We start from the raw sequence: 26,535 nt of genomic DNA, 5'->3' as shown, positions 1-26,535 counted from the left end.
TCACGCAGAGGCGCAAAGACGCAAAGGAAAAAGAAGGGATGAGATCGTCTCCCTCGTTACGGGAAGGAATCAAAAATACCTGTAGCAAAGTCTTCGACCAACCCAAAGTGGCGTAGCCCTGTCATCTTGGTAGAATCCGCATATTCCCAACAGCCACCCAGGGGCGTTAGCCCTGAGATCTTCAACATGCCCGTCAGTCGTTCCGGGAAAAAGAGGTTCACGCAGAGGCGCAAAGACGCAAAGGAAAAAGAAGGGATGAGATCGTCTCCCTCATTGCGGGAAGGAATCAAAAATACCTGTAGCAAAGTCTTCGACCAACCCAAAGGGACGTAGCCCTGTCATCTTGGTAGAATCCGCATATTCCCAACAACCATCCAGGGGCGTTAGCCGGGAGATCTTTAACATGCCCGTCAGTCGTTCCGGGAAAAAGAGGTTCACGCAAAGGCGCAAAGACGCAAAGGAAAATAAAGTTGAATTTGTCTCCCTCGTTACGGGAAGGAATCAAAAAGCCAGTAGCAAAGTCTTCGACCAACCCAAAGTGGCGTAGCCCTGTCATCTTGGTAGAATCCGCATATTCCCAACAGCCACCCAGGGGCGTTAGCCCTGAGATCTTCAACATGCCCGTCAGTCGTTCCGGGAAAAAGAGGTTCACGCAAAGGCGCCAGGACGCAAAGGAAAATAGAGATGGATTTGTCTCCCTCGTTACGGGAAGGAATCAAAAAGCCAGTAGCAAAGTCTTCTAACTTCTGCAGGGGTGTTGGATTGTTATCTTCAATAGATCTGCTCCAGTTTTTCCGGGAGAAATGGGTTCACGCCATGGGCGCAAAAAATAGGCAAAGGGGATCACTCCAACAAATGTGGGGGCTCGGTCCCGCATTTATTTTTAGAGGCTTGGTCAATGCTTCATTCAAAGTTACATCAATCTTCCCATTCAGCACCAAAAGGAGACATCCTGAAAAATCGGCCGCTGACTTCCGCATTCTCCACCAGCAGGTAGTCACCGTTTTCAGCTCTCAGCAAAGCACTGAATCTTACCGTGGCCCGGATGTAATCTGCATCCTGATCGGAACTTGTTTCAATGTCCGAAAGGGTTACATCAAATAAGGCATTACTCACTCCCAAACTGGAATACCGAACACCATCCTCCAGATACTCAATGACGAAATTACCGAAATCATCAAACTCATCCGCAAAGCCATAGGCAGCAGGGACAAAGAGGTTGAAAAAAGATGCCCGTGTACTGAAATCCTCACAGGCAAAAACAGCCCTGACCTCCAAGTACCTTTTGGCATAGGTGAATTCCTCGGCATTCGGATCATATTCTACCAAGGATATGGCCGTTCCCATTACGGGATTTTCAACGTCTTCATAACCCAATCCACAGTTTCCGACACCAGATCCACTAATCTCAATGGGATACATATCCTCCCAGCAAACCGTTTCCTGCCTACTAGGGTTTCGAAAGGACGACTGCGTGGGGTTATCACCATAAAATTTGAGGATAAACCCACCGTATTCGGCTGTGCTAGGTTCACAGGACACCACGACTTCGTTCTCATTTTGATCCAAGCAAGAACCTATGACTACTAGCGTGATGACTGCAAAAATGGCGGTTGGTAGATATTTCATATACAATCAGTTGCGTCTGGCACTTTACCAGTATAAATATAAATTAATGAACGTACTGACTGATTGTAAGGTTTTTTTTATTTTTTGGTATTCCGTTCGGATATTTTTGCATTGGAAAACCAGCTCTCGATAAATAGACCTAAAAAAGCTTCTGTCCCGGCGGTACAACCCCAGCCAGCCGGAGGTAGACAGTTGTTTGCCCTCTGTGGTGTGTCTGATGCTCGTAAAGGGTGTCAAACACAGCCCTTCGACTCATCTTGTATCTGCCAAACAGGGTGGTAATCTCGGCCAGGTCAGCATCTTCCATGTTTCTGAGCTGCTCGATCACAAAATCGTAACTGTCCAGCACCCACTTGGTAACCGTTGCCTTGGATTTGTCCTTGCTCTGCTCACATTCTCCGAACCCCACCGGGCAAGTTACGTCCGCAGCTAAGGCAGCAAAGGAAAAATTCCCATCAGCCAAGTGTAGCATTTGATCCGCAAATGAGCGGATCTGCGGGGTAGGTTTCAACGAATAGCTAGCCTCGGGCATGGTATCCAGGTACTCTTTGGTATAGGCTTTCGCCCTCTCCCAGTTCTTTACGATCTCTTCCATCTATTAGGTAGTTGATTCACGTTATATCCTTCGGTTTTCACTCCAAGCGGCCAGTTAGGAGCGAAAAGTTGCACGGTATCAATGTAGCTTAAACGCAGGTTTGTGGTTATTGTTTTCGCTCCACCTCACGGAGGTTTTCCAATTTCTTCGTTCGCAGGAACCCGTTGATGTCCTCAAAGTGCTCCCTTACCCGCTTATTCCCAAATTCAAACACCTTGGTCACCAGCCCATCCAAGAAGTCCCGGTCATGCGAAACGACAATCAAGGTTCCATCAAACGCTTTTAGGGCATCTTTGATGATGTCTTTGGTCTTCATGTCCAAATGGTTCGTCGGCTCATCCAGAATCAGCAGGTTAACGGGCTCCAGCAACAGCTTCATCATGGCCAATCGGGTCCTTTCTCCTCCGGAAAGTACCTTTACCTTTTTGGCAGATTCCTCCCCACCAAACATAAAGGCCCCGAGTAGGTCTTTGATTTTTGTCCGTATCTCACCCACCGCTATTTGATCGATGGTATCAAATATCGAAAGGCTCTCATCCAGCAGCGAGGCTTGGTTTTGGGCAAAGTAGCCAATTTGCGTGTTTTGGGCCAGTTCGCACTTGCCGTCAAAGTCTATCTCTCCCATGATGGCTTTCACCATGGTTGACTTTCCCTCTCCATTTTTACCCACAAAGGCAATCTTCTGTCCGCGCTCTATAATCATGGAGGCATCCTTAAACACCACATGATCGCCGTAGGATTTGGATAGGTCCTCCACGATCACCGGATATTTGCCCGAGCGGGGAGAAGGCGGAAAACGCAGCTTCAGTGCGGAATTGTCCACTTCATCCACCTCGACGATGTCCAGCTTTTCCAGCATCTTGACCCGAGACTGCACTTGCAGTGTTTTGGAGTAGGTGCCTTTGAACCGGTCAATAAACTGTTGCGTATCGGCAATCATCTTTTGCTGCTCCTCGTATTGCTTTTGCTGCTGCTCTCGGCGCTCTTTCCTCAACTCCAAGTAGTGGCTGTATTTTGCCTTATAGTCGTAGATTCGGCCCATGGTCACCTCGATGGTGCGGTTGGTAACGTTGTCCACAAATGCCCGGTCGTGGGAAATAACCACCACCGCTTTCGCTTTCTCCGTGAGAAACTCCTCCAGCCACTGAATGGATTCAATATCCAAGTGATTGGTCGGTTCATCCAAAAGGATTAGGTCAGGCTTTTGCAGCAGGATCTTTGCCAGCTCGATGCGCATACGCCAGCCTCCGGAGAACTCCAAGGTAGGCCGGGTCAGGTCGGAACGGCTAAAGCCCAGGCCCAACAGTACCTTTTCTACTTCCGCTTCGTAATTTACCTCTTCGATGGCATAGAATTTCTCGCTCAGTTCGGATACTTTTTCGATGATCTTGTAGTAATCGTCGGAATCGTAGTCCGTTCGCGTGCTCAGTTCTTCGTTTAGTTGCTCGATTTCCCGTTGCATACCTAGGTAGGAGGCAAATGCCTTGGCTGTTTCTTCGGCCACCGAACATTCGTCTGTGGTTAGGAGATGCTGGGGGAGGTAGGCGATTACTGCGTCTTTGGGGGCGGAAATCCCTCCTTTGGACGGCTTGGAAATCCCGGCGATAATCTTCAACATGGTCGATTTTCCGGCGCCGTTTTTACCCATTAGGGCTATTTTGTCGTTTTCGTTGATGGAAAAGGAAATGTCGCTGAAAAGAGACTTGCCACCATGCAAAACGGAAATGTTGTCAACTGAAATCATGCTTAGTATGTTAAGGGCTTGGTCGGCTGAATGAAGAGGTCGATGAGGCAAGAACGCGACAGGATGATTCCGACTGATTTAGTCATCGATTCCACCGGATTTCATTTTCTCGGCATTTTCCGCGAAGCGGAGCGCTTGAATAAACTCCTCGATGTTTCCTTCCATCACATCCGGCAGGTTGTATACCGTCTTATTGATGCGGTGGTCGGTGACCCGGCTTTGGGGATAATTATAGGTTCTGATCTTGTCCGAACGGTCTCCGCTTCCCACCATGGATTTTCGTTGGGCACCCACCGCTTCGTTGTGTTTGGCCAGTTCGATTTCGTAGATACGGCTTCGAAGTACTTTGAGTGCCTTTTCAAAGTTTTTGATCTGGGATTTTTGATCCTGACACGTCACGACAATGCCAGTGGGGGTGTGGGTTAGACGAACCGCAGAATAAGTGGTATTCACCGATTGGCCGCCCGGCCCCGAAGAACAGTACGTGTCTTTCCGGATATCATTCATGTCCAGTTGCACGTCCACCTCTTCCATCTCCGGTAACACAGCCACAGTCGCGGCAGAAGTATGCACCCGACCCTGGGTTTCGGTAGCTGGCACCCGCTGCACCCGGTGAACCCCGGATTCGTATTTTAACATGCCGTACACATCGGCGCCCGACACGGTACTGATGATCTCTTTGTAACCGCCCGCCGTGCCAAATGTCAAGTCCAACACGGTAAGGTTCCATCCCTGTTTTTCGCAGAACCGCTCATACATTCGGAATAGGTCCCCTGCAAAAATGGCCGCTTCGTCACCGCCCGTACCCGAGCGTATTTCCAAAATACAGTCTTTGCTGTCATTCGGATCTTTGGGTATCAACATGGCCCGTAGGTTTGACTCCATGCTTTCCTGCTGTTCCTTCAACTCATCGAGCTCCTGCTTGGCCATCTCCCGAAAGTCAGGATCTTTTTCCTTGTCGAGGATCGCCTTGGTACTCTGTAGGTTTTCCAGTACCAATTTATACGCTTTATAAACCTCCACCACCTTTTCCAGGTCTTTGTATTCTTTGGTGAGCTTGGTATACTTACCCATATCGGACATCGCATCCGGTTGGATAATCAGCTGGCCCACTTCTTCAAACCTTTCGTTGATAGCTTCTAATTTGTCAAGCATAATGGAATTATTTGGAGGGCAAAATTAAGAAATAATGTGGATTGGGTGTTTCTTTTTTGAGAGTATTGTAATGCCTGTGGGTATTTGTAGCCGCAATGCAATCAATACCGTCGGAATTTTGTTATTTTCGGGTAGCGAAGGGTGACTTATCGGAAAGCCATGCTACGGTTCCTATCATTCGCACGCCGAGGCGCTGTTAAGGAGCGACAGGCCGTGTAGGCACCGAATCCATTCAACGGAAAACCCACGCGACCTTTGAGACCACTAAATATTGAAAGTCATGAAGAAGATTTATCGATTCCTGCTGATTGTCCCATCCCTGTTTGTGTTAATTGCCTGCGGATCAGAAAAATCCGTAGACCGGGAGACCTTTAAAGAAATTCAAAAAGCCACCGAGATCAAAAAGGTCAACGAGGCAGAGCTGCTCGAATTTACGATGAAATGGGGGGATCAAATCAGTGGAGAGGCGCAAACGGCATTGATCGAAACCCTACAGAAAGCCATTGCCGAAAATGGAGCTGCCGGTGCGGTCGAATTCTGCCACGCCGAGGCCCTACCGATCACCCAAAAAGTGGCCGATAAACACCAAGTAGTCGTCAAACGAGTATCGCTGAAAAACCGAAACCCCGCCAATGCGCCTTCTGAAATGGAGAAAAGTCTGTTGGAAGCCTATGCCTACAATACGGAGCAGGGCGAGGCAAACCAGCCGAACATCCAAAAACTGGAGGATGGAGAAGTGCTTCTCTATACGAAGGCTATCGTAATCCCCGGTGGCTTATGCCTTCAATGCCACGGTGATCCAAATACGGAGATTGAAGCGGCTACGCTTGCCAAAATCAATGAAAAATATCCCGGAGACAAAGCCACCGGCTACAAGGCAGGAGAGCTTAGGGGCATGTGGAGCATTGCCATCCCGCGGAAGGAAGCCATTAGAAATATGTAATCGAAAATCATCCTGGTATTGGTTTTTCGATGTGCCCATTTTCCAACTTGCATCGGGCTGCGTACCGCTTATCCAAATCGTATCTTTTATAGCCATTTTATGAGAATAATCTATGTATTGTTTCTTTGCTTAATGCCTTTTTTTTCGGCGATGGCACAAACCAAAAGCCCTGCCGCATTTTTGGGTTACGAGCTTGGAAGCCGCTTTACACCCCACCACCGCGTAGTGGCGTATTTTGAGCATGTCGCTGCAGAAAATGATGAGGTAGTCCTGGAGTATTATGGGGAGACGGTAGAGCATAGACCCCTGCTCGTAGCCTACGTATCGTCAAAATCCCATATTGATCGGCTGGACCAAATTCAGGAGGATAACCTGCGCAGGGCGGGATTGCTCGAAGGTACGCCGCAAACCCGTCTTCCCATCACTTGGTTGAGTTACAACGTGCATGGTAATGAGGCGGTATCTTCTGAAGCCGCCATGATGACCCTCTACGCCACGGTGGATCCGCAGCAAAAGGAAGTTAGCGGTTGGTTGGAAAACACCCTGTTAGTGATTGATCCCTGCCTGAATCCCGACGGGCATGAACGCTACGTAGGCTGGTATGCGCAAAAGGCGCACGGCCAATTGCAGCCAGACCCCCAATCCATGGAACACCTAGAGCCTTGGCCCAGTGGCAGGCCAAACCATTACCTTTTTGATCTCAACAGGGACTGGGTTTGGCAGACCCAGCGGGAATCCCGGCAACGCATGGAATTGTATAACCGATGGCTGCCCCATGTCCATGTAGACTTTCACGAAATGGGCATTGACGCACCCTATTATTTTGCGCCCGCAGCAGCGCCTATCCATGAGCAGTTGTCGCCGTTTCAGCAAACCTTTCAAGAGTGGTTTGGCAGGAACACGGCGCGGTATTTTGACGAAAACAATTGGTTTTACTATACCAAGGAAGACTTTGACCTACTGTATCCCAGCTACGGCGACACCTATCCCATGTACACTGGAGCTATTGGGATGACTATCGAGCAGGGTGGCTCCGGAAGGGCTGGATTGGGCATGCTAAATGCCCTCGGCGACACGGTTACCTTAACTGACCGGATTCTTCATCACCACACCACGGCCGTATCGGCCATCGAAACTACCGCCACCCATTCCCAACAAGTCCTGGATGAATTTGCCGAATACTACCGATTCAATAGCACGCAGCCCAAATCACGCTACAAAAGCTTTGTCATCAAAGCATCCAACGCACCGGACAAGGTACAGCCGCTGCTGGATCTCTTGGATAAAAACGGCATTCGCTACGGGAAAAGTGGCAGGCATGCGCCCCTTTCCGGATTTCATTACCTAAAAGGGACAACCGAACGGTTTACCATGGACCCTGAGGATTTGATCATCACCGCTTACCAGCCCAAATCTGTGCTCACCCAAGTGCTGTTTGAACCGGAGCCTGTGCTGACGGATAGCCTCACCTATGACATCACCTCTTGGGCGTTGCCTTATGCGTTTAATTTGGAATCCTATGCGTTGGAAAGCCGACTGGATCCGGGGCAGGCGTATATAGGCAGTGAATTTCAGCTCAATCAGCCCGATTCGGGCACATTGGCGTATTTGGCTCCTTGGCATGCTATGAAGCACGCAAAATTTTTGAGTGCCTTGATGAAATCGGGCATACGGGTGCGTAACGCCGCCTATGGTTTTCGTATTGGGGAGACCTCTTACCCCGTCGGCACCCTGATTATCACCCGAGGTGGCAATGAGCGCGTGGCTGATTTTCATAAAACGGTAACTGATATAGCAAATACCTTCGAAGTACCTTTGGGAAAAACACGCACGGGATTCGTCGATAGCGGTAAGGACTTTGGCTCGGCCCAGGTGCAAGCCCTGAAAGCCCCCAAACTGGCGGTGATAGCGGGTGAAAAATCAAATTCACTGCAAGTAGGCGAACTTTGGCATTTTTTGGAAGAGGAACTCGCCTATCCCTTTGTCATGATCGACTGGACACGGCTGCCCACGATGGACTTGACTACCTATGAAGTGATTGTATTGCCCTCGGGGGACTATGGAAACCTGTCAAACCCCGGCATACAAAAGCTAAGAGAGTGGGTGCAGCAAGGCGGTCGGCTGGTCGCAACGGAAGAAGCGTTAGCTTCCTTTGCAGACCAAGAAGGTTCCGGCCTGAAAAAGTACCGTGACGAAGAGGAGGAAAGCCGCATTTTTGAAGCTACCCACATCGGATCAGAGGAGGAGCTTACCTCGCCCTACCAACTGCGGGACCGGCTTCGGATCTCGGAAGAAGTAATCGGTGCGGTGTTACAAGTGCAAATAGACAGTACCCACCCGCTCGGCTATGGGGTAGGCAGTGCCTACTATACGCTGAAAAACCGGGCTACCCGGTATGCCTATCTTGAGAAAGGGGGAGTGAATGTTGGTTTCATCCCCTCTGGGACAAATCACCGAGCAGGTTTCATTGGCCGTAAAGCCAAGGAGTCGCTCCACCAATCCCTGGTCATTGGATACGAAAAATACGGCAAAGGAGAACTTGTTTATTTTGTGGATAATCCGCTGTTTCGAGGATTTTGGGAGGGAGGGAAACTGCTGATGGTGAATGCAATATTTTTGCGGAACCACTAGCACGCATAGGTTCCGGAACATTGACTCGATTTGTTACAGAGATAAATGCCACCGGAATGGGCTTTCTTCAACCGCCCTGAGCGTGTAGGCAGTTAGTTTATTTTGATTTTCATCCCTATTCATCCATCAAGAAGCTATATGCGAGAAAAAGATAAATTCCGCTGCCCCTGGTGCAAAGGATTTGAGGCATACCAACGGTACCACGACGAGGAGTGGGGTGTACCGGTATACGATGATCACCGTCATTTCGAATTTCTGATTCTGGAAAGTGCCCAATCCGGACTCAACTGGGCCACTATACTCAAGAAACGGGAGGGGTATGCACATGCCTTTGCCGGCTTCGACTACGCACAGGTAGCAGCTTTCCCGGATAGCATGGTCGAGTTGCTTTTGCAGGATTCCGGAATCATCCGGAATCGCCTGAAGATAGCTGCGGCGATAAACAATGCCCGAAGGCTCCTGGAAGTGCAAGCAAACGAGGGATCCTTTACGGACTATATTTGGAAATTTGTAGACGGTAAACCTATCCAAAATCATTGGAAAGCCCTCTCCGAAGTTCCTGCCACCACAGAAGTCTCCGATAAATTGGCCAAGGATATGAAAAAGCGTGGCTTTAAATTTCTTGGCAGCACCACCCTCTATGCGCATTTGCAGGCCACGGGATTGGTCAATGACCATTTGGTAGACTGTTTTCGTCATCGGGAGGTGCAGGTATTGGCCAGATAGGTTTCTACCAGATTTTGGGTTTGAAGACTAGGTGGGGATAGTCCGTGCCCAAATTGATGCCTAGTGCAGAAAGGTCACTTTTTGCCATCAGGTCCGGCCGATGGATTCTGAATCCGGGGATGGCGCTCAATTCGGGCAGCCACTGCCGCACATAATCTCCATCTGGATCGTAGTTTTTGGCCTGTGTAGTCAGGTTAAAATAGCGGTCCGATCGCGGGTCGTTGCCAACTCCGGCTACATACATCCAGTTAGCCCAGTTGCTACATACATCGTAATCGATGAGTTTGCTTTCAAAGTAGGCCGCACCCCAGGTCCAATCCAAGCCCATATCGTTGGCCAGGAAGCTGGCGACCAACTGCCGACCTCGGTTGGACATAAAGCCTGTCTGATTCAGTTCCCGCATATTGGCATCGATAAAGGGGATACCCGTCATACCCGTTGCCCATGCATTAAACAGTAGGTTATCTTGCTTCCAGACTCTTGTTTCTGGCTGTATGCCTGAGCGCTTAAAAATTCGGTCTCCGTGTTTTTTGGAAATAAAGCGAAAATAATCCCGCCAAATCAATTCAAAAATCAGCCAGTAAGTAGAGTCGTTTTTTTCCACCTCCTTTTCATATTTCCGGATTTCGGCATAAATCCAACGGGGAGATAAGGAGCCTACGGCTAGCCAAGGGGAAAACTTGCTCGAATAGTCAGCCCCAGTCAATCCGTTTCGAGTTTGCTTGTATCGGGCAATGGCGTCCGTTTCCCATAGATAATGTTCCACCCGTTTCAGTCCTTGTGTCTCACCCCCCATAAAGGATAGCACGGCCTTCTCGGATGGATTTGGGGATTCCAGACCCAATTCTCCCAACGAGGGGATAGTTCCCGTTGATTTTAGTTCCGCCGGGAACGGAATGGTGACAGGAGTGGGAAACAATTGCCTGATCACGGACTCCTTCTCACAGGCCTTTCGGAAAGTGGTAAATATCTCTGGAAGGCGAGGGATGGGAAATGGAAGGTCTTCGGGGTGAAAAAGGGTGGCTTGCCAGTAGCTTTGGGTGGCAATACCTTTCTTTTTTCCGTTTAAGTACAGGGCCTTTTCGACCTGCTTTTCTTCGTAGGTGACTTCTTCGGAGAAGAAAATGGCTGCTACCTGATTTTGCTCGGCAAATGTTACCAATACCTCTTCGGGATGGCCGTTCAGCAGGATCAGGTCTGCACCCGTAGACTGGAGGCTCTTTTCAAGATCTATCAGGGATTCACGGATAAAGTTCGCCCGAAAGGGCCCGGTTTTTTCCAAATTCAACGGTGTCCTTTGAAAACTCCGCGGGTCTATACAAAACACCGGAATGACTTCTTCTGAATGGCGCAACGCCTGTGCCAACATTTCATTGTCGTGCAGCCTCAGGTCATTTCTAAACCAACAAATTGCTCTTTTATACTTCATATTAGAGCAAAAACAAACGAACAGGGCAAGTGTTTGGGTAACGAACCTGTTTCCATGTTGCTTATTTTGACCCGTAACGGAACAGCTGATTGCTAGACCGAATAGAAGAGAGGACAGCAGAAATCCTGCGAATTAATCATCTCCCAGGATATCCGATTTTTTAGCGGTCTTACTTTGCCGAATTCGGTAGTTGAGCGAGAGGTTGATTTGCCGTCTTCGTGGAAGGACATCGCTTTCGGTCAAAAATCCAGGCCCCTCAAAGACCATGCGGGTACGCCTGCTGTTTGCAATGTCCATCACATTCAGGATAAGGGTTCCTCTGCCGTTGAATATATCCTTGCTGGCAGAAATATCGGCATAGTAAAGCGCCTTTCTGATTCCTTGCGCTACGCGCTGCCTTCCTTCGTAGTTGGTGCGAACTTGGATGTCCAACGTATTGGGTAGGCTGAAGCGTGAGGTAAATCGGGCAAACCAACTGTAGGTATCGCGCTTGTATTCTTCCATGATGTTGCTCCCATCTATTTGGGCGTAAAAAAGGTTTAGGTTTAGGTCTATTTTCCACCACTCAGTGGGATTGAAGTCGCTGGTAAATTCTGCCCCGTATGACCGCTCGGAAAGCAGGTTTTCCGGCAATGTCATGGCATTCCCCTCTTCATCCACTGTTCGGATACGCTCTATCTTGTCTTTGGTATTTCTAAAATAAACGGTAGAAAAGATCGATCCTCTGTCCATGTACTTGATGTGTCCGAGCTCGTAGGCATCGGTGAATTCGGGATCCAGGTCAGGGTTTCCACTAAAGAAATTCCGTGCATCTGAAAATGTCATGAAGGGACTAAGGTCATTGTAAAAAGGCCGCCGTATCCGCCGGCTGTAGCTTACCTGCATGGCATCATCTGGGCTGATGTTGTAGGTCACGTGCGCGCTCGGAAATAGGTTGGCATATTGGCGGGGATTTACCGAATTGGCGCGTACCAAGGTGGTTTGTACGTCGGTGTATTCGGCACGAAGCCCTCCTTGGTAAGAAAGCTTTTGGTTTTTATTACCCAGGATTGCATAGGCAGCATGGATATTTTCGTCGTACAGAAAGATATCCTCCAACCCCGGGAGCGGCTCGAAATCACCCGATTCTTGCTGTTCACTTACGATAAAGTCGTTTTCCATGTCCCGAAAACTGCTTCTGATACCGGTTTCAAAATTTCCATCTTTAAAAACCGGCTTGGTATAGTCTAACTGGAAAAGCCATTGCCGTTCAAATTCATCGTTTATGGATGTCTGAACCAAATTTCTGGATGGGATAGGTGTGCCGTTGGGTTGAAACCCAAACTCGGTGTATACTTGGTCAGAGTTTTCCCAATAGTCTAGATAAGTGACCGCAGTGGTTAATTGATGACCTGCCTGCTCAAATGATCTCTTGTAGCTGATATTATATTCCGAGTTCGGTTCCTTTTCGTCTTCATCCTGACGCCGCTGATAGTAACCTTCCATCACGCCATTGGACAAATAGTCCTCGTAGCGGATGTCCGTGATACGTTTTGCGTCACTTCTTCTGAATAGATAGGATCCGGTGAGAATACTGTTATCGTTAAAGTAGTAATCTAGGCCTGCCTGAATGTTGTTGTTGATGCCGTTCACGGTGCCTGTCGTAAACTGCTCTGTATAAAATGTGGAATCCTGAACCGTGACATCCTGCCGAAGAAAACCCTCTCTGGGCACCCTGCGGTAGGCAAGGCCATAATTGACAAACCAGTTGATATTCTTGCGCCGGTAGTTCAGATTTGCCGCAAAGCCCAAGTTGGTAGGGTTCCCGGAAATCCCTTCAAAGGATGCATTGAATCCTTGTGAGTTTTCTTTTTTCAACACAATGTTGATAACCCCTGCCATACCCTCCGCTTCGTAGCGGGCGGAGGGATTGGTAATCACTTCCACAGACTCAATTAGGTTGGCAGGAAGCTGTTGAAGACCGCTGCTTCCCTTGAAGCTGACCAAGCCAGAAGGTTTTCCGTCAATCAAAATACGTACATTGTCACTGCCCCTAAGCCGTACGTTTCCTTCGGGATCTACGTTGATGGATGGGAGATTCATCAGAATATCGGTAGCCGATCCTCCCGCATTTGCCAGGTCTTTGCCTACATTAAAGATCCGCTTATCCAAGCTCAATTCCATCAGCGTTTTTTCCCCGGTAACTACCACTTCGTCCAGGGCCGCGGTGCTGGGCTGCATGGGAAAGTCCCCCAAATTGATCGTCGCTCGTTCGGAAGTTACCTGCACTTCGTCGATCCTACGGGAGTCGTAGCCCATAAACTCCAGGAGCAAGTAATAGCTTCCTGTGGGAATATCAAGGCTAAAACGGCCATCCTCTTGGGTAATGCCTCCGTTGACCAATCTGTCCTGTTCACCATCCGCTGTGTATACACTGACGGTGGCAAACCCCAATCCCTGTTGACTTTGGTCATCCAGTATGCGACCCGTAATTTTTACATTGCTGCGTTGCTGGGCTGACAGTTTATCTGAACCCAATGACCCAACCAACAGCAGGGAAATAATGATATAAAAGCGGTAAGCGTGTTTCATCCAATCCGTATTTTGGGTAATCTGCAAATATACGGAATGAAAGAATCAATAAGTGCAGTTTTTACAGGAACGAACAATTGCTTTTATGGACTTATATGTTCATTACATCAGGAATGTAAGTTGAGTATTGTACGGAAAGTATTGATTCAAAAAGAGGATCTTTCGTAGAATAGTAGATAAGGTTTTGTTGTAGTCTTATTTGCTCCCTGCCTATTAAATTGCTCCAAAAAGGCCCTCTGCCGTATAATATATTGTTTGATCGAATCTGCGCTCAGGACTTAGCATTTTTTCTCCTCCGTTTAAAATTATTTCTTTAAGGATTTGCGGTTTTAATATTGGGCTTGTCCTCCGCTCATGGTTCATATAGTTTTTAGTGACCTTGCCGCTTAATGCAAATTCTTTATCGCTTTGCAAGCCAAAAGCCATTTCAGTATAAATCCTTTGAATGTTGGTTTTGTGGGTTGTTGATAGTTCATATAGGATTCTAGTAAGCCTAGCGGAACTTCGCATGAATCGATTTACATAGCCAGTACCTTCGTTTGACTTATCAATAAAAGGTCTGCATATAGCAAAATCAGACCAAACAAATAGGTCAAATGCGTTTTCGTCAAGGATCGGAGATTTACCTTTTGTCTTCCATATTGGTTGTATGAGAAATGGTTTCTGCTTCTCTTTAAATTCTATTTGAAAAGTGTTTAGCGAACTCAAAATATTAGTTCTTTTAGAGTCTATCTCAATTATGCTATCCCAGTGTTGAATTTTAGAACAAACTGGCTCAAAGATACTACGAATTCGAGAAAAGTCACTCTCGCATGAATGCGCAATTCCTAATGCTGAATAAGAAGTAGTTGCAGGTCTTATTACAATTTCTGAACCCCAATCTTTTTCATCTTGATTACTTGTGCTATTGTCAGGAATTACCGTTAGCTTAACTTCTAATGCTCTTAGTTGCGAATTTTGATCACAAACAACTAGATCAATACCTTTTATATCATCAAAAGCAAATTTTTGATAGGCATCATACTTGGTTTCAAAATTAAAGGAGAGTTTTGAATTTTCAATTTTAGTGTTGAAGACTTCATCTATTTCAATTTCCGACGCTTGAACTTTCAAATTAGAATCTAGCGACAAATAGACAGCCTTGATTGCTTTATCTCTCATATAGCATGCAAGAGAGGCTGGAAATGTACTGTTAAACTGATTTTTTCCCCAAAGATTATTTCCTGAGCGATTGGAGTTTTGAATTCCGTAAAGTCCTGGTTGAGTTTTAGTCATAAATATTTTGACGTCAATATTTTGACGTCATTAAAATCTAACGTAAATTGCACTGTAAGTTAATAAACTAATAAAGACAAAGAAATGATAGGGATAGATCTTTTTTCGGGTTGTGGAGGAATGACTCTCGGCTTTGAAATGGCAAATATTAGGGTTATTAAAGCTTATGAGTATTGGGATGAGGCCATTAAGTGTTACAAGAAGAACTTTGAACATCCCATTGAAAAGGCTGATCTAAGTAATTATAAGTTGTACTTGAAAGATATATCTGGTGCAAATCCTGATATAATTTTCGGTGGACCACCATGCCAGGACTTCTCTCATGCTGGAAAAAGACTTGAGGGAAATCGAGCTGACTTAACCAGATCATTTGCAGAGATAGTTGCAAGTGTTCGGCCCAAATGGTACGTGATGGAAAATGTAGATAGATCACGAAACAGCTTGGCCTATAAAGGTGCTCGAAAAATATTAAAGGATTCCGGTTACGGTATCACAGAAGTTGTTCTTGACGCTAGCCTATGCGGTGCTCCTCAGAAACGGAAGAGGTTTTTTTCAATTGGCTTGCAAAATTCACTTGATGGGTTCCTTTTGTATGATTTAAAGAAAAATTTATCAAATAGTCCTATGACTATCCGAGCCTTTTTTAATGGAGTTTTTGATGTTGAGTTTTATTATAGACATCCTAGAAATTATAGTCGAAGAGCGATATTTTCTATTGATGAGCCTTCTCCAACGATACGTGGAGTAAATAGACCTGTTCCGGCAGGTTATACTGGACATCCTAATGATCCTGTAAAAATTGACGGGATAAGAGAACTTTCAACATTTGAGAGGTCTTTAATTCAAACCTTTCCAAAAGACTTCATATTCCCATCTAACTCAAAGACAACCAATGAGCAACTCATCGGAAATGCTGTTCCGATAAAGCTCGCTGAGTATGTAGCTAAAGCAGTTTTTAAACACCATTTGGCATATGTATGTACAAGAAAAGAAAATCAATTGATCAGGAATTTGTAAAATGGCTTCAATCAAAAAAAAACCTGAAGGAAAGAAGCTCAAGAGATGTTAGATCCCATCTTCTAAGAGCTGACGAGATAATTGATATTGATGATATGACGCTTCATGAGCCTGAAGTCACCTATGGCTTTTCCAAGTCAGAAAGATATCAGAAGTTATCATCAAGTACAAAGTCTCATTTAAAAAGAGCAGTTAGATTGTATAAAGAGTATTTAGGAGAAAAATTGCATGATTAGAATTAGGTAATCGTCAAGATGCTCAAGTAACAGATAATTCACTCTAAACTTTGATGAACGAACTAAAGGAATAGGGGAGTTTTTTGATTCAAAAAAATCCCGCTATTTTAGCCATTCTTTTAACGTCCAAACATCACATGAATCCCACAGTAGCCAATTTCCGAACGAACATCCTACTCTATTTATTCGTAGTAGCTTTTTCCTGTTCTCCTCGTGAGGAGAAAGTAGAGGATTTGATTCGAATAGATCAACTTACGCTTGCCGAAGGAGAAAGGCTGTTTGAGCAAAACTGCGCCACTTGTCATGCATTTGACCAAGACGGTATTGGTCCACGATTGGGAGGGTTGACCAGAGAAGTATCTGTACATTGGTTAAGGGCGTTCATTGCCAATCCCACCCAGGTGATTGATTCTGGTGACGAGAGGGGCCAAGCGCTTTTTGCCAGGTACCAGTCTTATATGCCGGGATTTTCTTATTTGGGGGAAGGGAGTATTGATGCCCTGATCGCTTACATGCACCAATTTGAGGCCTCAGCGCAAGCTAAGCAGACGAGAGCAGACTCCGTTACCAACCCCATACCAGAGCCGATACCGCTGTCTGACTTGGTAGTAGACCTAGAGTTGGTGGCCCAGCTACCGCTATCTAGTGAAGAGATGCCCCGCACTCGGATCGTAAAGTTGGATTATGAAAGTGCTAGTGGGGAATTATATATCAGCGACCAGCGGGGCAAACTGCATCATTTGACGAATGGAACCTCAGAGGTTTACTTGGATGTAAAGGCCGAAATGCCGCATTTCATCGATAAGCCAGGACTTGGAACCGGATTTGGGAGCTATGCTTTTCACCCTGAGTTTGCCAAAAACGGTTTACTGTACACGTCTCATACCGAGCAGCCGGGTACAGCCACGGCGGATTTTGCCTACGGAGATTCAATTAAGTCAACGCTTCAATGGGTGGTGCAGGAATGGCGAGCCTACAATCCCGAAAGCAAGCCTTTTCGAGGGGAGAGGCGTGAGCTGTTTCGCATAGACATGGTAACCGGTATCCACGGGATGCAGGAACTTACCTTCAATCCACTCGCCAAGCCCGGCGACGAAGATTACGGTTTGCTGTACATCTGTATCGGAGATGGTGGAAGTCTTGGCGCAGGATACCCTTTCATTTCCCACGGGCCTACGCAGGCTTGGGGAAGTATTTTTCGCATTGATCCAACGGGTACAAACAGTCGAAACGGAAACTACGGTATCCCTCCGTCGAATCCGTTTGTAGGAGATACCAAGAAGCTACCCGAAATCTACACCCATGGCTTTCGCAATCCTCATCGGCTCACTTGGACTAGGGCGGGGCAGAAACTCGCAACCAATATCGGTCAGGGAAAAGTAGAGTCCATTTATATGGTACATCCGGGAGAGGATTATGGCTGGCCTATACGGGAGGGTATTTGGGTAATCGACCACGAGATAGATATCAACCAGGTGTTTGAGTTGCCCCAAAACGATGCAGACTGGGGGTTCACTTACCCGGTGGCTATGTATGATCACGACGAGGGAAATGCCATTTCAGGTGGTTTTGAATATTGGGGAAACAAAAAGCCAAAACTTAACGGCAAATACTTTTTTGGAGACATCGTAAGGGGAAGGTTATTCTATTTGGAAACCGATAAGTTGGCATTTGGAAAATCTGTGCCGATATATGAATGGCGGGTACGTTGGAACGGTGACGTGAAAACCCTTGCGGAACTCTGCGGAACTAACCGCGTGGACCTCCGTCTAGGAAGGGATGCGTCGGGAGAACTCTACATCCTTACCAAGCCTGATGGCAAAGTGTACAGGGTCGTTGGTACAAATTGATTGTACTAAAAGCTTAAATCGGTAAATGAGAAAAGCCGGGGGAAGATCCCGTGGGTAGATCTTCCCCCGGCTTTTTTATTTGACGGGGATTTTCTAGGTATGGAAATGCTAGCGATCTTTTAACGCTTGACACTCGTCGTATTGTGGGTCGATGTCGATGAAAACTTCTTCTTTAGCGAGTATAAACCATTTGCTGAGAATATCTTCTTCCTTTTTTCGGCGCGTAGCGGCTTTCAGTTTTTCGTAGTCATCATTGATGTTTGCACGATGGGCAGGAAACCGTTCTTTGTAAAACAAAATACGTACGGCGGGTTCTGATCTCCCGTTTCTCGGATCCACCTCGTCGAAACGCATGGGTGTGGTAATGGTCCCCACTTCCATACTGTCCAGGGTAAAATACAATACGGGGTCTTCCAAGGTGCGTAAAGTAAGCCGGTTGGAACCATTCACCGGATCGGTAAAAAAGCCACCGTTGTCAGAAGTCTGCCGATCGTCGGAATACTCCTTCGCTGCTTTGGCAAAGGTGATTTCTTCGTTGACGATTACTTGCCGAAGGCTATCCAGGTACTGCTCTGCTTTTACGATATCCTCCTCGGTAGGCTTTGGCGTAATCAATATATGCCGGGTATTGAACGTAGTCCCTCTTCGCTCGAGTAGTTGAATCAAGTGGAATCCAAACATAGTTTCTACAGGATCACCTATCTCTCCGGGACGCAGGGCAAAAGCCATGGCTTCGTATTCGGGCGCCAATTCTCCCCTACGAAAGAATCCCAGATCTCCTCCCTGAATCTTGGATCCCGGGTCTTCAGAGTATTGGGAGGCCAAGGTAGCAAAGTCTGCTTCGCCGTCGAGAATTTGCTTTTTCAGGCCTGCCAGAAAGTTATATACCTTGTCTTTTTCCGCTTTGTTGGCTTCTGGTTTTTTTACAATTTGGCCGACGGTAACCTCGGCGGAAAAGAAAGGCAGGGAGTCTTTAGGGATTGCCTCGAAAAACTTGCGGACATCAGCGGGAGACACGGTGACATCTTCTGCAATCTTCTTTTGCATTTTGCCGACGATCATTTGCTCTTTGATCGCATCCTGAAGTTCCGCTTTTAGCTGGTCAGAGGTTTTGCCGTAGGCCTCGATCAGGGTTTCCTCGTCTCCACCAAACTGCTGCATGATCATGCTAAAGCGCTGATCGGTTTGAATGAGCACTTCCGCATCCGAAACCAAAACAGAGTCAATCTCGGCTTTTGCGGCCATGAGTTTATTGATTACCAGCGACTCAAAAACCTCGCACTTGGACGGGGTCTTAAATCCCTGCTGGGCTTGTGAAACGGCTTCCAGATAGGCCTTTTGTAGGTCTGATTCCAACAATATATAATTGTCCACCTTGGCGATGATTTTATCCAATACTTGGCCTGTTGGAGTTGGCTTGGGGGCAGCTGGGGTGGTTTCTGCAACAGCCAAGGTATCCTGCCCTTGTACAGACCAAGCTGATAACAGCAGCACCACGGCAAAATAGCCCGATTTTAAGTAATTATTCATAAATCGTAAATTCATTATTTTCTAGCGCTTTGTTGTAAACATCTTTGTGAAGCTGTTCCGCTAAAGCCACTCTTCGTTTGTTGACAATGATTTTGGATATCTCATCCTTCACAAACTCCAACGGAGGAACCTGGTCCTGTAGTCTGTATTCCAAAATGTGAAAGAAGTAAGCGTAGGAGTCGTCCTCCGCTGAGATGGTCCGGTTAGACCTTAATAGTTGGACGTTATTGGCATTCTGGGCCAGCGGCGTGTTTAGAATGATATCGTCAAATTTGATCCAAGTGGAGTCTTCGAGAAAGTAATTGGTGGCATAGCGCTGGGCAATGTCCTTGATTTCTTTGCGGTCGTTTTCCCGGTTACTATTGATCAACCGCTCTACCTGCCTCTTTTGGGGCAGTCCTTTTTCCATTTTGACAAAGTTGGTGCGGACGATGATTTCCTTGAGCGCAAAGTTCTCCTTATGCTGATTGTAATACGTTAATATTTCCTCCAAGGGCACATCTTTGTTGAGATTTTTCTCTACGTGGGATTTTTCAAATTCATAGGTAATTAGGGCGTAGCGGTAGTCCAAGAGCTTCCGGTTTAGTTCGGCCTCGTTGATCGTTAGGTTTTTTGACGCCTCTTTGATCATTAGCTGTTTTTTGATCCAAGTCTGAACATACCTGCTTACCAACTCGGCACTGTCCAATTCATTTTTGGTATCCCCTCGGATAAAGTCTATCTCCGAAGCATGCAGGTAGGTTTTTCCCACGGCAGCAATGATCGGGTCGTCCTCGTCTTCTACCTCCCCTTTCATCTTGAAGAGGTCGCAGGCACCGAGCAGCAAAGTGCTGCCTATGATCAGGTATGTTTTAATGAACTGCAATTTCGTAAACCCGTTTTTTTTCCGCCTCATCTACGTGAAGAGCGAATCTGTCTCTTAATTCTTCTATCAATTTTTGGTCCAGATAGTTTTGGTAATCCTGAATAACTAACCCCTTGGTTTCTTCAAACTTTTTGGCTCGTGGAGGTATGGCCTCGCCGGTCAGCACAAAGTAGTGGCGGCTTCCCCGTTTTACGTCGTGGAAGGCGGTGGAAAGATTCAAATCCTTCACTATTGGGTGATTGGGCACCTCCACCACCTTGTCCTCTACGGTAAACAGCAACGGAAAATCATCGAGCCAACGATCTTCCAGCCGCTCCTTCCATCCTGGTTCGTATCGTTTGTCACGCAGGAACTCCTGGATTTCGGTTTCCTCTGATGTATTGTCCTGTGTCATGGAAACAATCAGTGCCGGCACACGTTCTTTCCATTGATAACGGTCTATATTGGCTTCGTAGTATTGATACTGACCCAGCGAATCCAAGATTCCCTTTTGCCATACCAAATCATTCATGAGGCTAAATAGTAGGATACCTTCACGGAACTCCTGTAACAGCAGCCGGTAATCGGCATTGGTTTCAATAAGTTCCTGTTCTTCCACTGTATTAAGTTTGTCGGATAAAAACCGCTCATACCAGTCAGCCACCCCATTGGCTTTTTGCGACTCCACCGAATTCAAGCTCTGCTCTATGAATGCATAAAAACTACGCAAAGAGGTGGGTTCTCCGGAAATAACTACCAAGTCTTCTGCCCAACGATCTCCGGAGCTCAGCACCTGTTCCAAGGGCTGTAGAGACACGCCATCCCAATTGGAGAGTTCGCGTTCCAGCATTTGGAGTAGCGGCTCATTCTCTGACACTTGGTACTTGGCTTTTTGCATGGCCAACACCTGAGATTTGATCAAAGTGGAGCGGCTATCCCGAAGTATCCGTGATTTTAAGGTAGGCTCTAACTCTTCATATGGAGCAATGGGCTTACGGTCTTCCAATCGGATGATATGGTAGCCATAGGTTGTCTTTACGGGTGGAGATATTTCACCAATCTCACTGAGGTTGAAGGCGGCTTCCTCAAATTCGGGAACAATACTTCCTACCCCAAACCAAGGAAGCATTCCACCGTTGTTTCGTGTTCCTTGGTCTTCAGAAAAACTCAAAACAGTGTTTTCCCAAGTGCTGCTTTCCAGCCTAAGCTGTGCATAAATATCGGCAATCTTCCTTACTGCGCGATCCTCACTCTCAGGATCCGATGGATTGGTCCTGACCAATAAATGGGAAACCCTAATCTCCCCGGGGTTCGGTTTGCGATCCTCCAGCCGGATGATATGGTACCCAAAATCGGTGAGGACCGGTGGGGAAACTTCTCCCACCTGCAGCGAATAAGCAGCGGCCTCGAAAGGGTACACCATTTGCATTGCTGTGAAGTAACCCAAATTTCCCCGATTTACCTGCGCTGACGGGTCTTGGGAGTGTTCTAAAGCAAGCGCCCCAAAATCGGCTCCAGCCTTCGCCTCTGTTTGTATTTTTTCAGCCATGCGCAGCACTGCGATGGAATCTTCCAAGGCGGCGTTTGTCGGAAATGACAAAAGAATGTGGCTGGCTTTTACCACTTCTTGCAGCCGTTCGTAGGCTTTTTGCAGTTCCCCTTCCTGTACGTCACTTTCGAGCATGTAAGGTTTTCGTAGATCTTCCCTGAATGCTGCAAATTCGGCCTTGAATTCCTCTTTCTCGTCATAGCCCAAGCGGATGGCCTCTGCCACCTTTAGCTTAAAATTGATATAGAGCTCCAGGTTGGTTTCAAATTCCTCTTCGCTCAACGCGGCAGTTTCTTCACCGGGCGGCCTGTTTTTTTGCAAGATATACAGAAACTCTTCGGCATAAGTGGGCTCTCCGTCTATTGTAAAGAGGTATTTGCGCTCAGCTAGCAAGGGTTCGTTCTCCTCTTCTACAGCTACCTTACTTGCACATGAATTCAATACAAGCAGGACAAAACAAATGCCGAAACCGAATTTCATCTTTCTATCGTTGTTTTTTAGCCGTCATTACCTGTCCCAATGTGACGGGATGCCTTCCGACAGGCAAGTCGCACGAATTTTAATTGTCCCTACGTGTGTCGCTTGCGTCGTGCCTGGGTAGGTAGGCACGATTGAGCACATTTGGAAATTAATCCTGCAATGTTACAAATTTTAACAGAGAGTTGACGGCTATTTAGCTTATAAGTGGGTGGATTTAACAATTATTTGGAATTGAGTTTCTTAACCAGGCGACAAATGTTTTGGCTGTTTTTGGTCTCAAATTCAATTTTATCCATGATCTTTCGGACCAATAAAATACCCAAGCCTCCTTTGCGCTTTTCCTTGATCACTTCAGACAGTTCAGGTGCCTGGTACTCGAGGATGTTAAATGCCTGCCCTGAATCAACTATTTCAAAAATTATTTTTCCGTTGTAAGTAGCTACTTTAAGTAGGATCTGATCTTGGGGATTGCATCCATGGGAGTGGATGATGAGGTTGGCGCATACCTCTTCCACCGCCAAAATCAATTGGTTTTGGATAACCTCCGACAGACCTACCGAAGAAAGTATCCTGGTCAAAAAAACCCTAAGATCTCCTAGCCTGCGTTTTTCACAGGGCAAATTCAATTCATGCTCCATAAAGGATATCCAATGCTTCTTGATGGTTATTCACCATGGTAATCAGTTGGTCTAAACCGAGTATATGAAATACGTTATATACTTTTTCATTCATCCCGTATATGATAAAGGTGACTCCTTTCTCCTGAAAATCTTCCAGATAAGACATAAACACGCCCAATCCTGCGGAAGAAATGTATTCCAGCGCGGAGCCATCCACCAAAATCTGCTTACATCCCTCGCTGAGGAGACGGTGTATCGCCTGATCCAGTTCCACCGAGTTGCTGGCATCTACTTCTCCTTGTAGGGAGATGATGCGGTGCTGATTTTCTTCGATGATGCTTATTTCTAACATAATGGTTTATACGCTTATACTTGCTTTATGTTTTTTCTTTAAAACTTTACCACCATCAAGGAGTAGTCGTCGTCTGGTAAGGTGTCTTTGCCTATGAAACCATACACCTCCTGAATGATTGTGGTTTTGATTTCCACGGGAGAGCATCTATGGCATTGGTTTACCACATCTGCCAGTCGATCGTAGCCAAATTCCACGTTAAGATGATTCTTTGCCTCAATGATGCCATCTGTATACATGACCATCACATCTCCCGGCCGGTAATGTAGCCTCCCTTCTTCCAGAAAGGTGACATAGTGGGGATTTCGTACAATACCTAGACCCATGCCTTTGATATCCAAAAACCGACTTTTTCCCTTTTCGCTGTCAAAATATAAGGTAGGGCAATGGCCCGCCCGGGCGAAGGTCAGTTCGTTCCGTTGTGTGTCAAGTAGGTAATAGGAAGTCGTAATAAAATGGTTTTTTTCCAAGCATCTGCCCAACGCACTGTTGGCTTTATCGAGAAATTCAACCGGACGAAGCTGTAGCTGCACCAGGCTATGAAATACGCCCTTCATCTGGGACATGTTGAAAGCCGCCGAGGTACCCTTCCCGGACACATCGCCAATGATCAGGGCAAATCGGTGTTCATCAAACTGGAACGTTTCGTAGTAATCGCCGCCCACTTCATCGGCAGCGGCGGAAAAACCTTCGATTTCAAAGCGGTCATTGTGGTGGAGTACCGAGGGCAATAGGCTCCGCTGCACGCGCTGAGCAATCTCCAGTTCCTCTTTGTAGCGTTCGTTTTTGATCGCTTGGTTCAGTAGCCGGTAGTTTTCTACCGAGATAGAGGCTTGGCCTACAAAGGTAGAGATGATATTGATCATCTCCTTGTTAAATCCGTCTTTAACTTCCTTGAAAAGGAAGATGCTGCCCAGCACTTTTTTATTGATCTTCAGGTGAAATATCAACACCGACCGGTAGATTTCGTGGTTGACTCTTCCGTGAATGTATTCCATTCGGTCCCCGGAATTTTCCATCAAAAACTCCCCGAAGGGTTTGCTGGAGGCAATAAGCTCACGCAGGCTCTGTTGTTCTGATTTGGACATAAATCGCTGCTGAACTACGGTGGTTTCTTCTTCTTCGGAAAGCTTTATTTCCAGCCAAGCAGCATCGACATAGGCAGCACTCATGCAACTGTCCATCAAAATATCCAGTACCCGCTCTTCGTTTTCTCCTGGTTCAATGGACTGGCTCAGCTTCTGAAAGTTGATCGCTTCCACCAGCTTTTGCTCAAACACCGAAGATGTGGGAAGGTTAAATAGCGTGACCAAAAAGCTGAATATCGAATAGATCAGTACAAACGCAAATAAACCGAGGATGAAGAGGTTCTCGGTCAGGTTGACAGAAAACTCGTTTTGCAGCACATACTCGATCAACTGATACAAGAGGTAGGCGGCGCTGAAGATGATGATTGCTAAAAATAACAGCGATTTCCACTTTTCTTTAAAGGTTAGATAGGGAATCCACTTGAGATTTGCCGATAGAATGATGCTGTATATGAGTAAGAAAATCAGTCCGAAAATAAACCCGTAATTGAACGTATTCTGATTGATGAGCACAAAAAACATACTCAGGAGCAGGATGACCTCGAAGGCCTGCCATTGCTGCACCACCGCTTTGGTTTTTTGGTATAGAATCAGGTGTTTCCAAAGCAAGGAGGTAGATACCAAAAACAGACTGGTGAGGGCGAAGTTGACGTGATAAAAGAAGTTTCTAAGAAGCGGATCCCGGTATAACTGGCTGTCCTGAAGGAGGTAATAGAACAAGGCGATTAGAAAGGAAACTACCGTGGCAGTCAGCCCCGTGGAGGAAGCCCGCCAGATTAGGTGAAGAAAACTATCGTTTTCATGCTTTGAAATGGAGTGGTTAAAGAAAAGGTACAACAGGATAAAAAAAATAATTTCCAAAATCCATGTAAATTCTGGACCTATCCCGACATTCATTTCGTTAATTTCACCAAAAATTCGGGTTAGATCAACAAAAAGCAGCCCAAGCCATGTCAGGATGGCAAGGAGCACGGTAATCTTGCTGATATGTGCCTGGGGAAATTTGATCATAAACAAAACGCTTACAATAATACATATAAGGATGTAAAATCCATAAAGGAGGTTGTTAAAAGCTACCTTTTCTTTAAATGACAATACCTGAAACCTATCGCGCCTCTGCGGCAGCCATAGTCTGCGGAGATAGCGGTAGGGACTCCAATCGACCAATCAAATAAATAATTATTGCTATATGAAGAATCTTCTCGTTTATCTCTTTTTAGTTGGTGCTTTCACTGCCTGGAGCTGTACCAGCGCAGACGTAAACCGTTTCATACAGGGTGCTTCCCAAGCCACCCTTACCAATGAGGATGTAGGGGATGGGCTCCGCGATGCATTGGTGAAGGGCATTTCGGAGGGTGCAGACAAGGCTTCTCTTGAAAACGGTTTTTTCGGAAACGAACTTATCCGGATTGCATTGCCGGAAGAACTGACAAAACTTGAGGCTACCTTGAGGCAGTTTGGTTTGGGTGCGGAGGTAGATCGGGTTCTACTTACCATTAACCGAGGTGCTGAAAGCGCTGCGAAAGAGGCCAAGCCGATCTTTATCAATGCCATCCGCCAACTTACCATTCAGGATGCCTTTGCCATACTACGCGGTGAACAGGACGCTGCTACCCAGTTTCTGAGGCGAACTACCTCCGCACAGCTTACCGAACTCTTTCAACCAAAGGTACAGGAGTCACTAAATCAAGTAGGAGCTACCCGGCATTACACTGATCTGGTAAATGCCTACAATGCGATCCCCACCACCCGCAAAATTAACCCTGACCTGAATGCTTATGTAACCGAAATGGCCATAGACGGGCTTTTCAAACTCATAGCAGAAGAAGAACAGAAGATTAGGGCGAATCCGGCCGAAAGAACCACCGCCATCATGAGGAGGGTGTTCAGTGCGGTTGATTAGTCCACCTTTACAAAAAAACAATATCCATAATGACCTGATCGCCATACTTTTCGGAGATCAGTGTCATTACTTTTGACTTGTTCATCATCAGTTCCTTTTTTATGGCACCGGAGCTGAGCTGCACATAGAGTATCCGATTCTTGACAGATACTTTTGAGGTCCGAGTAGCTACTGTTTTGCCCATTAGCTGTGCCCACTCGGCCACCACCCGCCGCTCGTTAAACCGATCTTTGATCCGATAGGCCTCTAAGAGTTCTTGAAAAACCTCCTTGAGCGGGGCTGTGTTATTCTTTCTGGTACTGTCTTTTGGTTGCCATGCCATACCCAAAGGTACACTTTTTGCGAATTCTATCGCATGCCCCCTGATT

At 46.6% G+C, this 26,535-nt stretch carries 22 protein-coding genes; 7 read left to right on the top strand and 15 right to left on the bottom strand.

Annotated features, from left to right (window positions below):
* Positions 1-286: 286 nt before the first annotated feature.
* The 5 genes from IAQ59_RS18460 to prfA form a co-directional block, all read right to left on the bottom strand.
* Positions 287-619 (bottom strand): hypothetical protein, encoded by a 333-nt coding sequence (locus IAQ59_RS18460; protein ID WP_209332321.1) that lies wholly within the window; start codon positions 617-619, stop codon positions 287-289.
* Positions 620-918: 299 nt separating this feature from the next.
* Positions 919-1,629, bottom strand: a complete 711-nt coding sequence (locus tag IAQ59_RS18455) for a hypothetical protein (RefSeq protein WP_209332320.1) — start codon at positions 1,627-1,629, stop codon at positions 919-921.
* 139 nt (positions 1,630-1,768) lie between these two features.
* Entirely contained in the window at positions 1,769-2,224 is a 456-nt protein-coding gene (locus tag IAQ59_RS18450; RefSeq protein WP_209332319.1) for a DinB family protein, read from the bottom strand.
* A gap of 106 nt (positions 2,225-2,330) precedes the next feature.
* Complete coding sequence (locus IAQ59_RS18445; RefSeq protein WP_209332318.1) at positions 2,331-3,968, bottom strand: ABC-F family ATP-binding cassette domain-containing protein; 1,638 nt, start codon at positions 3,966-3,968, stop codon at positions 2,331-2,333.
* A gap of 78 nt (positions 3,969-4,046) precedes the next feature.
* The gene (prfA, locus tag IAQ59_RS18440; protein ID WP_209332317.1) at positions 4,047-5,123 is read right to left on the bottom strand and encodes a peptide chain release factor 1; all 1,077 of its coding nucleotides are present in this window, start codon (positions 5,121-5,123) and stop codon (positions 4,047-4,049) included.
* A gap of 280 nt (positions 5,124-5,403) precedes the next feature.
* On the opposite strand from prfA, the gene IAQ59_RS18435 reads away from it, so the two are divergent.
* The 3 genes from IAQ59_RS18435 (at position 5,404) to IAQ59_RS18425 (ending at position 9,423) form a co-directional block, all read left to right on the top strand.
* Complete coding sequence (locus IAQ59_RS18435; RefSeq protein ID WP_209332316.1) at positions 5,404-6,066, top strand: Tll0287-like domain-containing protein; 663 nt, start codon at positions 5,404-5,406, stop codon at positions 6,064-6,066.
* A 99-nt stretch (positions 6,067-6,165) separates the two neighbouring features.
* Entirely contained in the window at positions 6,166-8,697 is a 2,532-nt protein-coding gene (locus IAQ59_RS18430) for a M14 family metallopeptidase (protein WP_209332315.1), read from the top strand.
* 138 nt (positions 8,698-8,835) lie between these two features.
* Positions 8,836-9,423, top strand: a complete 588-nt coding sequence (locus IAQ59_RS18425; protein WP_209332314.1) for a DNA-3-methyladenine glycosylase I — start codon at positions 8,836-8,838, stop codon at positions 9,421-9,423.
* 4 nt (positions 9,424-9,427) lie between these two features.
* On the opposite strand, the gene IAQ59_RS18420 is transcribed toward IAQ59_RS18425, so the two are convergent.
* The 3 genes from IAQ59_RS18420 to IAQ59_RS18410 all read right to left on the bottom strand — a co-directional run bounded on the left by IAQ59_RS18420 (position 9,428) and on the right by IAQ59_RS18410 (position 14,698).
* Complete coding sequence (locus IAQ59_RS18420) at positions 9,428-10,852, bottom strand: DASH family cryptochrome (protein WP_209332313.1); 1,425 nt, start codon at positions 10,850-10,852, stop codon at positions 9,428-9,430.
* Between the two features lie 132 nt (positions 10,853-10,984).
* A complete protein-coding gene (locus IAQ59_RS18415) occupies positions 10,985-13,423 on the bottom strand; it encodes a TonB-dependent receptor (protein ID WP_209332312.1) in 2,439 nt (812 codons plus the stop codon).
* A gap of 213 nt (positions 13,424-13,636) precedes the next feature.
* The gene (locus IAQ59_RS18410) at positions 13,637-14,698 is read right to left on the bottom strand and encodes a HindVP family restriction endonuclease (protein WP_209332311.1); all 1,062 of its coding nucleotides are present in this window, start codon (positions 14,696-14,698) and stop codon (positions 13,637-13,639) included.
* A gap of 84 nt (positions 14,699-14,782) precedes the next feature.
* On the opposite strand from IAQ59_RS18410, the gene IAQ59_RS18405 reads away from it, so the two are divergent.
* The 3 genes from IAQ59_RS18405 to IAQ59_RS18395 all read left to right on the top strand — a co-directional run bounded on the left by IAQ59_RS18405 (position 14,783) and on the right by IAQ59_RS18395 (position 17,801).
* On the top strand, positions 14,783-15,715 hold the full coding sequence (locus tag IAQ59_RS18405) for a DNA cytosine methyltransferase (protein WP_209332310.1): 933 nt from the start codon (positions 14,783-14,785) through the stop codon (positions 15,713-15,715).
* A complete protein-coding gene (locus tag IAQ59_RS18400; protein ID WP_209332309.1) occupies positions 15,676-15,951 on the top strand; it encodes a hypothetical protein in 276 nt (91 codons plus the stop codon). Before IAQ59_RS18405 ends, IAQ59_RS18400 begins: the two co-directional genes overlap by 40 nt.
* Before the next feature lie 137 nt (positions 15,952-16,088).
* Positions 16,089-17,801 carry a PQQ-dependent sugar dehydrogenase gene (locus tag IAQ59_RS18395; protein ID WP_209332308.1) on the top strand — a complete coding sequence of 571 codons (1,713 nt, stop codon included), beginning with the start codon at positions 16,089-16,091 and terminating at the stop codon, positions 17,799-17,801.
* Positions 17,802-17,909: 108 nt separating this feature from the next.
* Here the strand turns inward: IAQ59_RS18395 and IAQ59_RS18390 are convergent, their stop codons facing one another.
* The 6 genes from IAQ59_RS18390 to IAQ59_RS18365 form a co-directional block, all read right to left on the bottom strand.
* Positions 17,910-19,331, bottom strand: a complete 1,422-nt coding sequence (locus IAQ59_RS18390; protein WP_209332307.1) for a peptidylprolyl isomerase — start codon at positions 19,329-19,331, stop codon at positions 17,910-17,912.
* Positions 19,324-20,196, bottom strand: coding sequence for a peptidyl-prolyl cis-trans isomerase (locus tag IAQ59_RS18385; RefSeq protein WP_245189699.1), 873 nt, complete (start codon positions 20,194-20,196; stop codon positions 19,324-19,326). Before IAQ59_RS18385 ends, IAQ59_RS18390 begins: the two co-directional genes overlap by 8 nt.
* Positions 20,183-22,204, bottom strand: coding sequence for a peptidylprolyl isomerase (locus IAQ59_RS18380; RefSeq protein WP_209332306.1), 2,022 nt, complete (start codon positions 22,202-22,204; stop codon positions 20,183-20,185). Before IAQ59_RS18380 ends, IAQ59_RS18385 begins: the two co-directional genes overlap by 14 nt.
* 221 nt (positions 22,205-22,425) lie before the next feature.
* The gene (locus IAQ59_RS18375; protein ID WP_209332305.1) at positions 22,426-22,842 is read right to left on the bottom strand and encodes an ATP-binding protein; all 417 of its coding nucleotides are present in this window, start codon (positions 22,840-22,842) and stop codon (positions 22,426-22,428) included.
* Positions 22,832-23,176: an STAS domain-containing protein gene (locus tag IAQ59_RS18370; RefSeq protein ID WP_209332304.1), complete on the bottom strand. Its 345-nt coding sequence runs from the start codon at positions 23,174-23,176 to the stop codon at positions 22,832-22,834. Before IAQ59_RS18370 ends, IAQ59_RS18375 begins: the two co-directional genes overlap by 11 nt.
* Positions 23,177-23,214: 38 nt before the next feature.
* Positions 23,215-25,275: a GAF domain-containing SpoIIE family protein phosphatase gene (locus IAQ59_RS18365; protein WP_209332303.1), complete on the bottom strand. Its 2,061-nt coding sequence runs from the start codon at positions 25,273-25,275 to the stop codon at positions 23,215-23,217.
* A gap of 178 nt (positions 25,276-25,453) precedes the next feature.
* On the opposite strand from IAQ59_RS18365, the gene IAQ59_RS18360 reads away from it, so the two are divergent.
* Complete coding sequence (locus IAQ59_RS18360) at positions 25,454-26,167, top strand: DUF4197 domain-containing protein (protein ID WP_209332302.1); 714 nt, start codon at positions 25,454-25,456, stop codon at positions 26,165-26,167.
* A 7-nt stretch (positions 26,168-26,174) separates the two neighbouring features.
* Here IAQ59_RS18360 and IAQ59_RS18355 read toward each other — a convergent pair whose 3' ends face one another.
* Complete coding sequence (locus IAQ59_RS18355) at positions 26,175-26,489, bottom strand: DciA family protein (RefSeq protein WP_209332301.1); 315 nt, start codon at positions 26,487-26,489, stop codon at positions 26,175-26,177.
* Between the last annotated feature and the right edge of the window lie 46 nt (positions 26,490-26,535).

Origin of the sequence: Lunatimonas salinarum, from assembly GCF_017811155.1 — a bacterium.
Lineage (GTDB): Bacteria > Bacteroidota > Bacteroidia > Cytophagales > Cyclobacteriaceae > Lunatimonas > Lunatimonas salinarum.
The sequence above is the reverse complement of the archived record's forward strand: the minus strand, read 5'-3'. Positions and strand labels throughout refer to the sequence as shown.

Coding starts and splice junctions, on each gene's coding strand:
- IAQ59_RS18460 (WP_209332321.1), bottom strand. CDS start 619: ATGTTGAAGATCTCAGGGCTAACGCCCCTGGGTGGCTGTTGGGAATAT.
- IAQ59_RS18455 (WP_209332320.1), bottom strand. CDS start 1,629: ATGAAATATCTACCAACCGCCATTTTTGCAGTCATCACGCTAGTAGTC.
- IAQ59_RS18450 (WP_209332319.1), bottom strand. CDS start 2,224: ATGGAAGAGATCGTAAAGAACTGGGAGAGGGCGAAAGCCTATACCAAA.
- IAQ59_RS18445 (WP_209332318.1), bottom strand. CDS start 3,968: ATGATTTCAGTTGACAACATTTCCGTTTTGCATGGTGGCAAGTCTCTT.
- prfA (WP_209332317.1), bottom strand. CDS start 5,123: ATGCTTGACAAATTAGAAGCTATCAACGAAAGGTTTGAAGAAGTGGGC.
- IAQ59_RS18435 (WP_209332316.1), top strand. CDS start 5,404: ATGAAGAAGATTTATCGATTCCTGCTGATTGTCCCATCCCTGTTTGTG.
- IAQ59_RS18430 (WP_209332315.1), top strand. CDS start 6,166: ATGAGAATAATCTATGTATTGTTTCTTTGCTTAATGCCTTTTTTTTCG.
- IAQ59_RS18425 (WP_209332314.1), top strand. CDS start 8,836: ATGCGAGAAAAAGATAAATTCCGCTGCCCCTGGTGCAAAGGATTTGAG.
- IAQ59_RS18420 (WP_209332313.1), bottom strand. CDS start 10,852: ATGAAGTATAAAAGAGCAATTTGTTGGTTTAGAAATGACCTGAGGCTG.
- IAQ59_RS18415 (WP_209332312.1), bottom strand. CDS start 13,423: ATGAAACACGCTTACCGCTTTTATATCATTATTTCCCTGCTGTTGGTT.
- IAQ59_RS18410 (WP_209332311.1), bottom strand. CDS start 14,698: ATGACTAAAACTCAACCAGGACTTTACGGAATTCAAAACTCCAATCGC.
- IAQ59_RS18405 (WP_209332310.1), top strand. CDS start 14,783: ATGATAGGGATAGATCTTTTTTCGGGTTGTGGAGGAATGACTCTCGGC.
- IAQ59_RS18400 (WP_209332309.1), top strand. CDS start 15,676: ATGTACAAGAAAAGAAAATCAATTGATCAGGAATTTGTAAAATGGCTT.
- IAQ59_RS18395 (WP_209332308.1), top strand. CDS start 16,089: ATGAATCCCACAGTAGCCAATTTCCGAACGAACATCCTACTCTATTTA.
- IAQ59_RS18390 (WP_209332307.1), bottom strand. CDS start 19,331: ATGAATAATTACTTAAAATCGGGCTATTTTGCCGTGGTGCTGCTGTTA.
- IAQ59_RS18380 (WP_209332306.1), bottom strand. CDS start 22,204: ATGAAATTCGGTTTCGGCATTTGTTTTGTCCTGCTTGTATTGAATTCA.
- IAQ59_RS18375 (WP_209332305.1), bottom strand. CDS start 22,842: ATGGAGCATGAATTGAATTTGCCCTGTGAAAAACGCAGGCTAGGAGAT.
- IAQ59_RS18370 (WP_209332304.1), bottom strand. CDS start 23,176: ATGTTAGAAATAAGCATCATCGAAGAAAATCAGCACCGCATCATCTCC.
- IAQ59_RS18365 (WP_209332303.1), bottom strand. CDS start 25,275: ATGATCAAATTTCCCCAGGCACATATCAGCAAGATTACCGTGCTCCTT.
- IAQ59_RS18360 (WP_209332302.1), top strand. CDS start 25,454: ATGAAGAATCTTCTCGTTTATCTCTTTTTAGTTGGTGCTTTCACTGCC.
- IAQ59_RS18355 (WP_209332301.1), bottom strand. CDS start 26,489: ATGGCATGGCAACCAAAAGACAGTACCAGAAAGAATAACACAGCCCCG.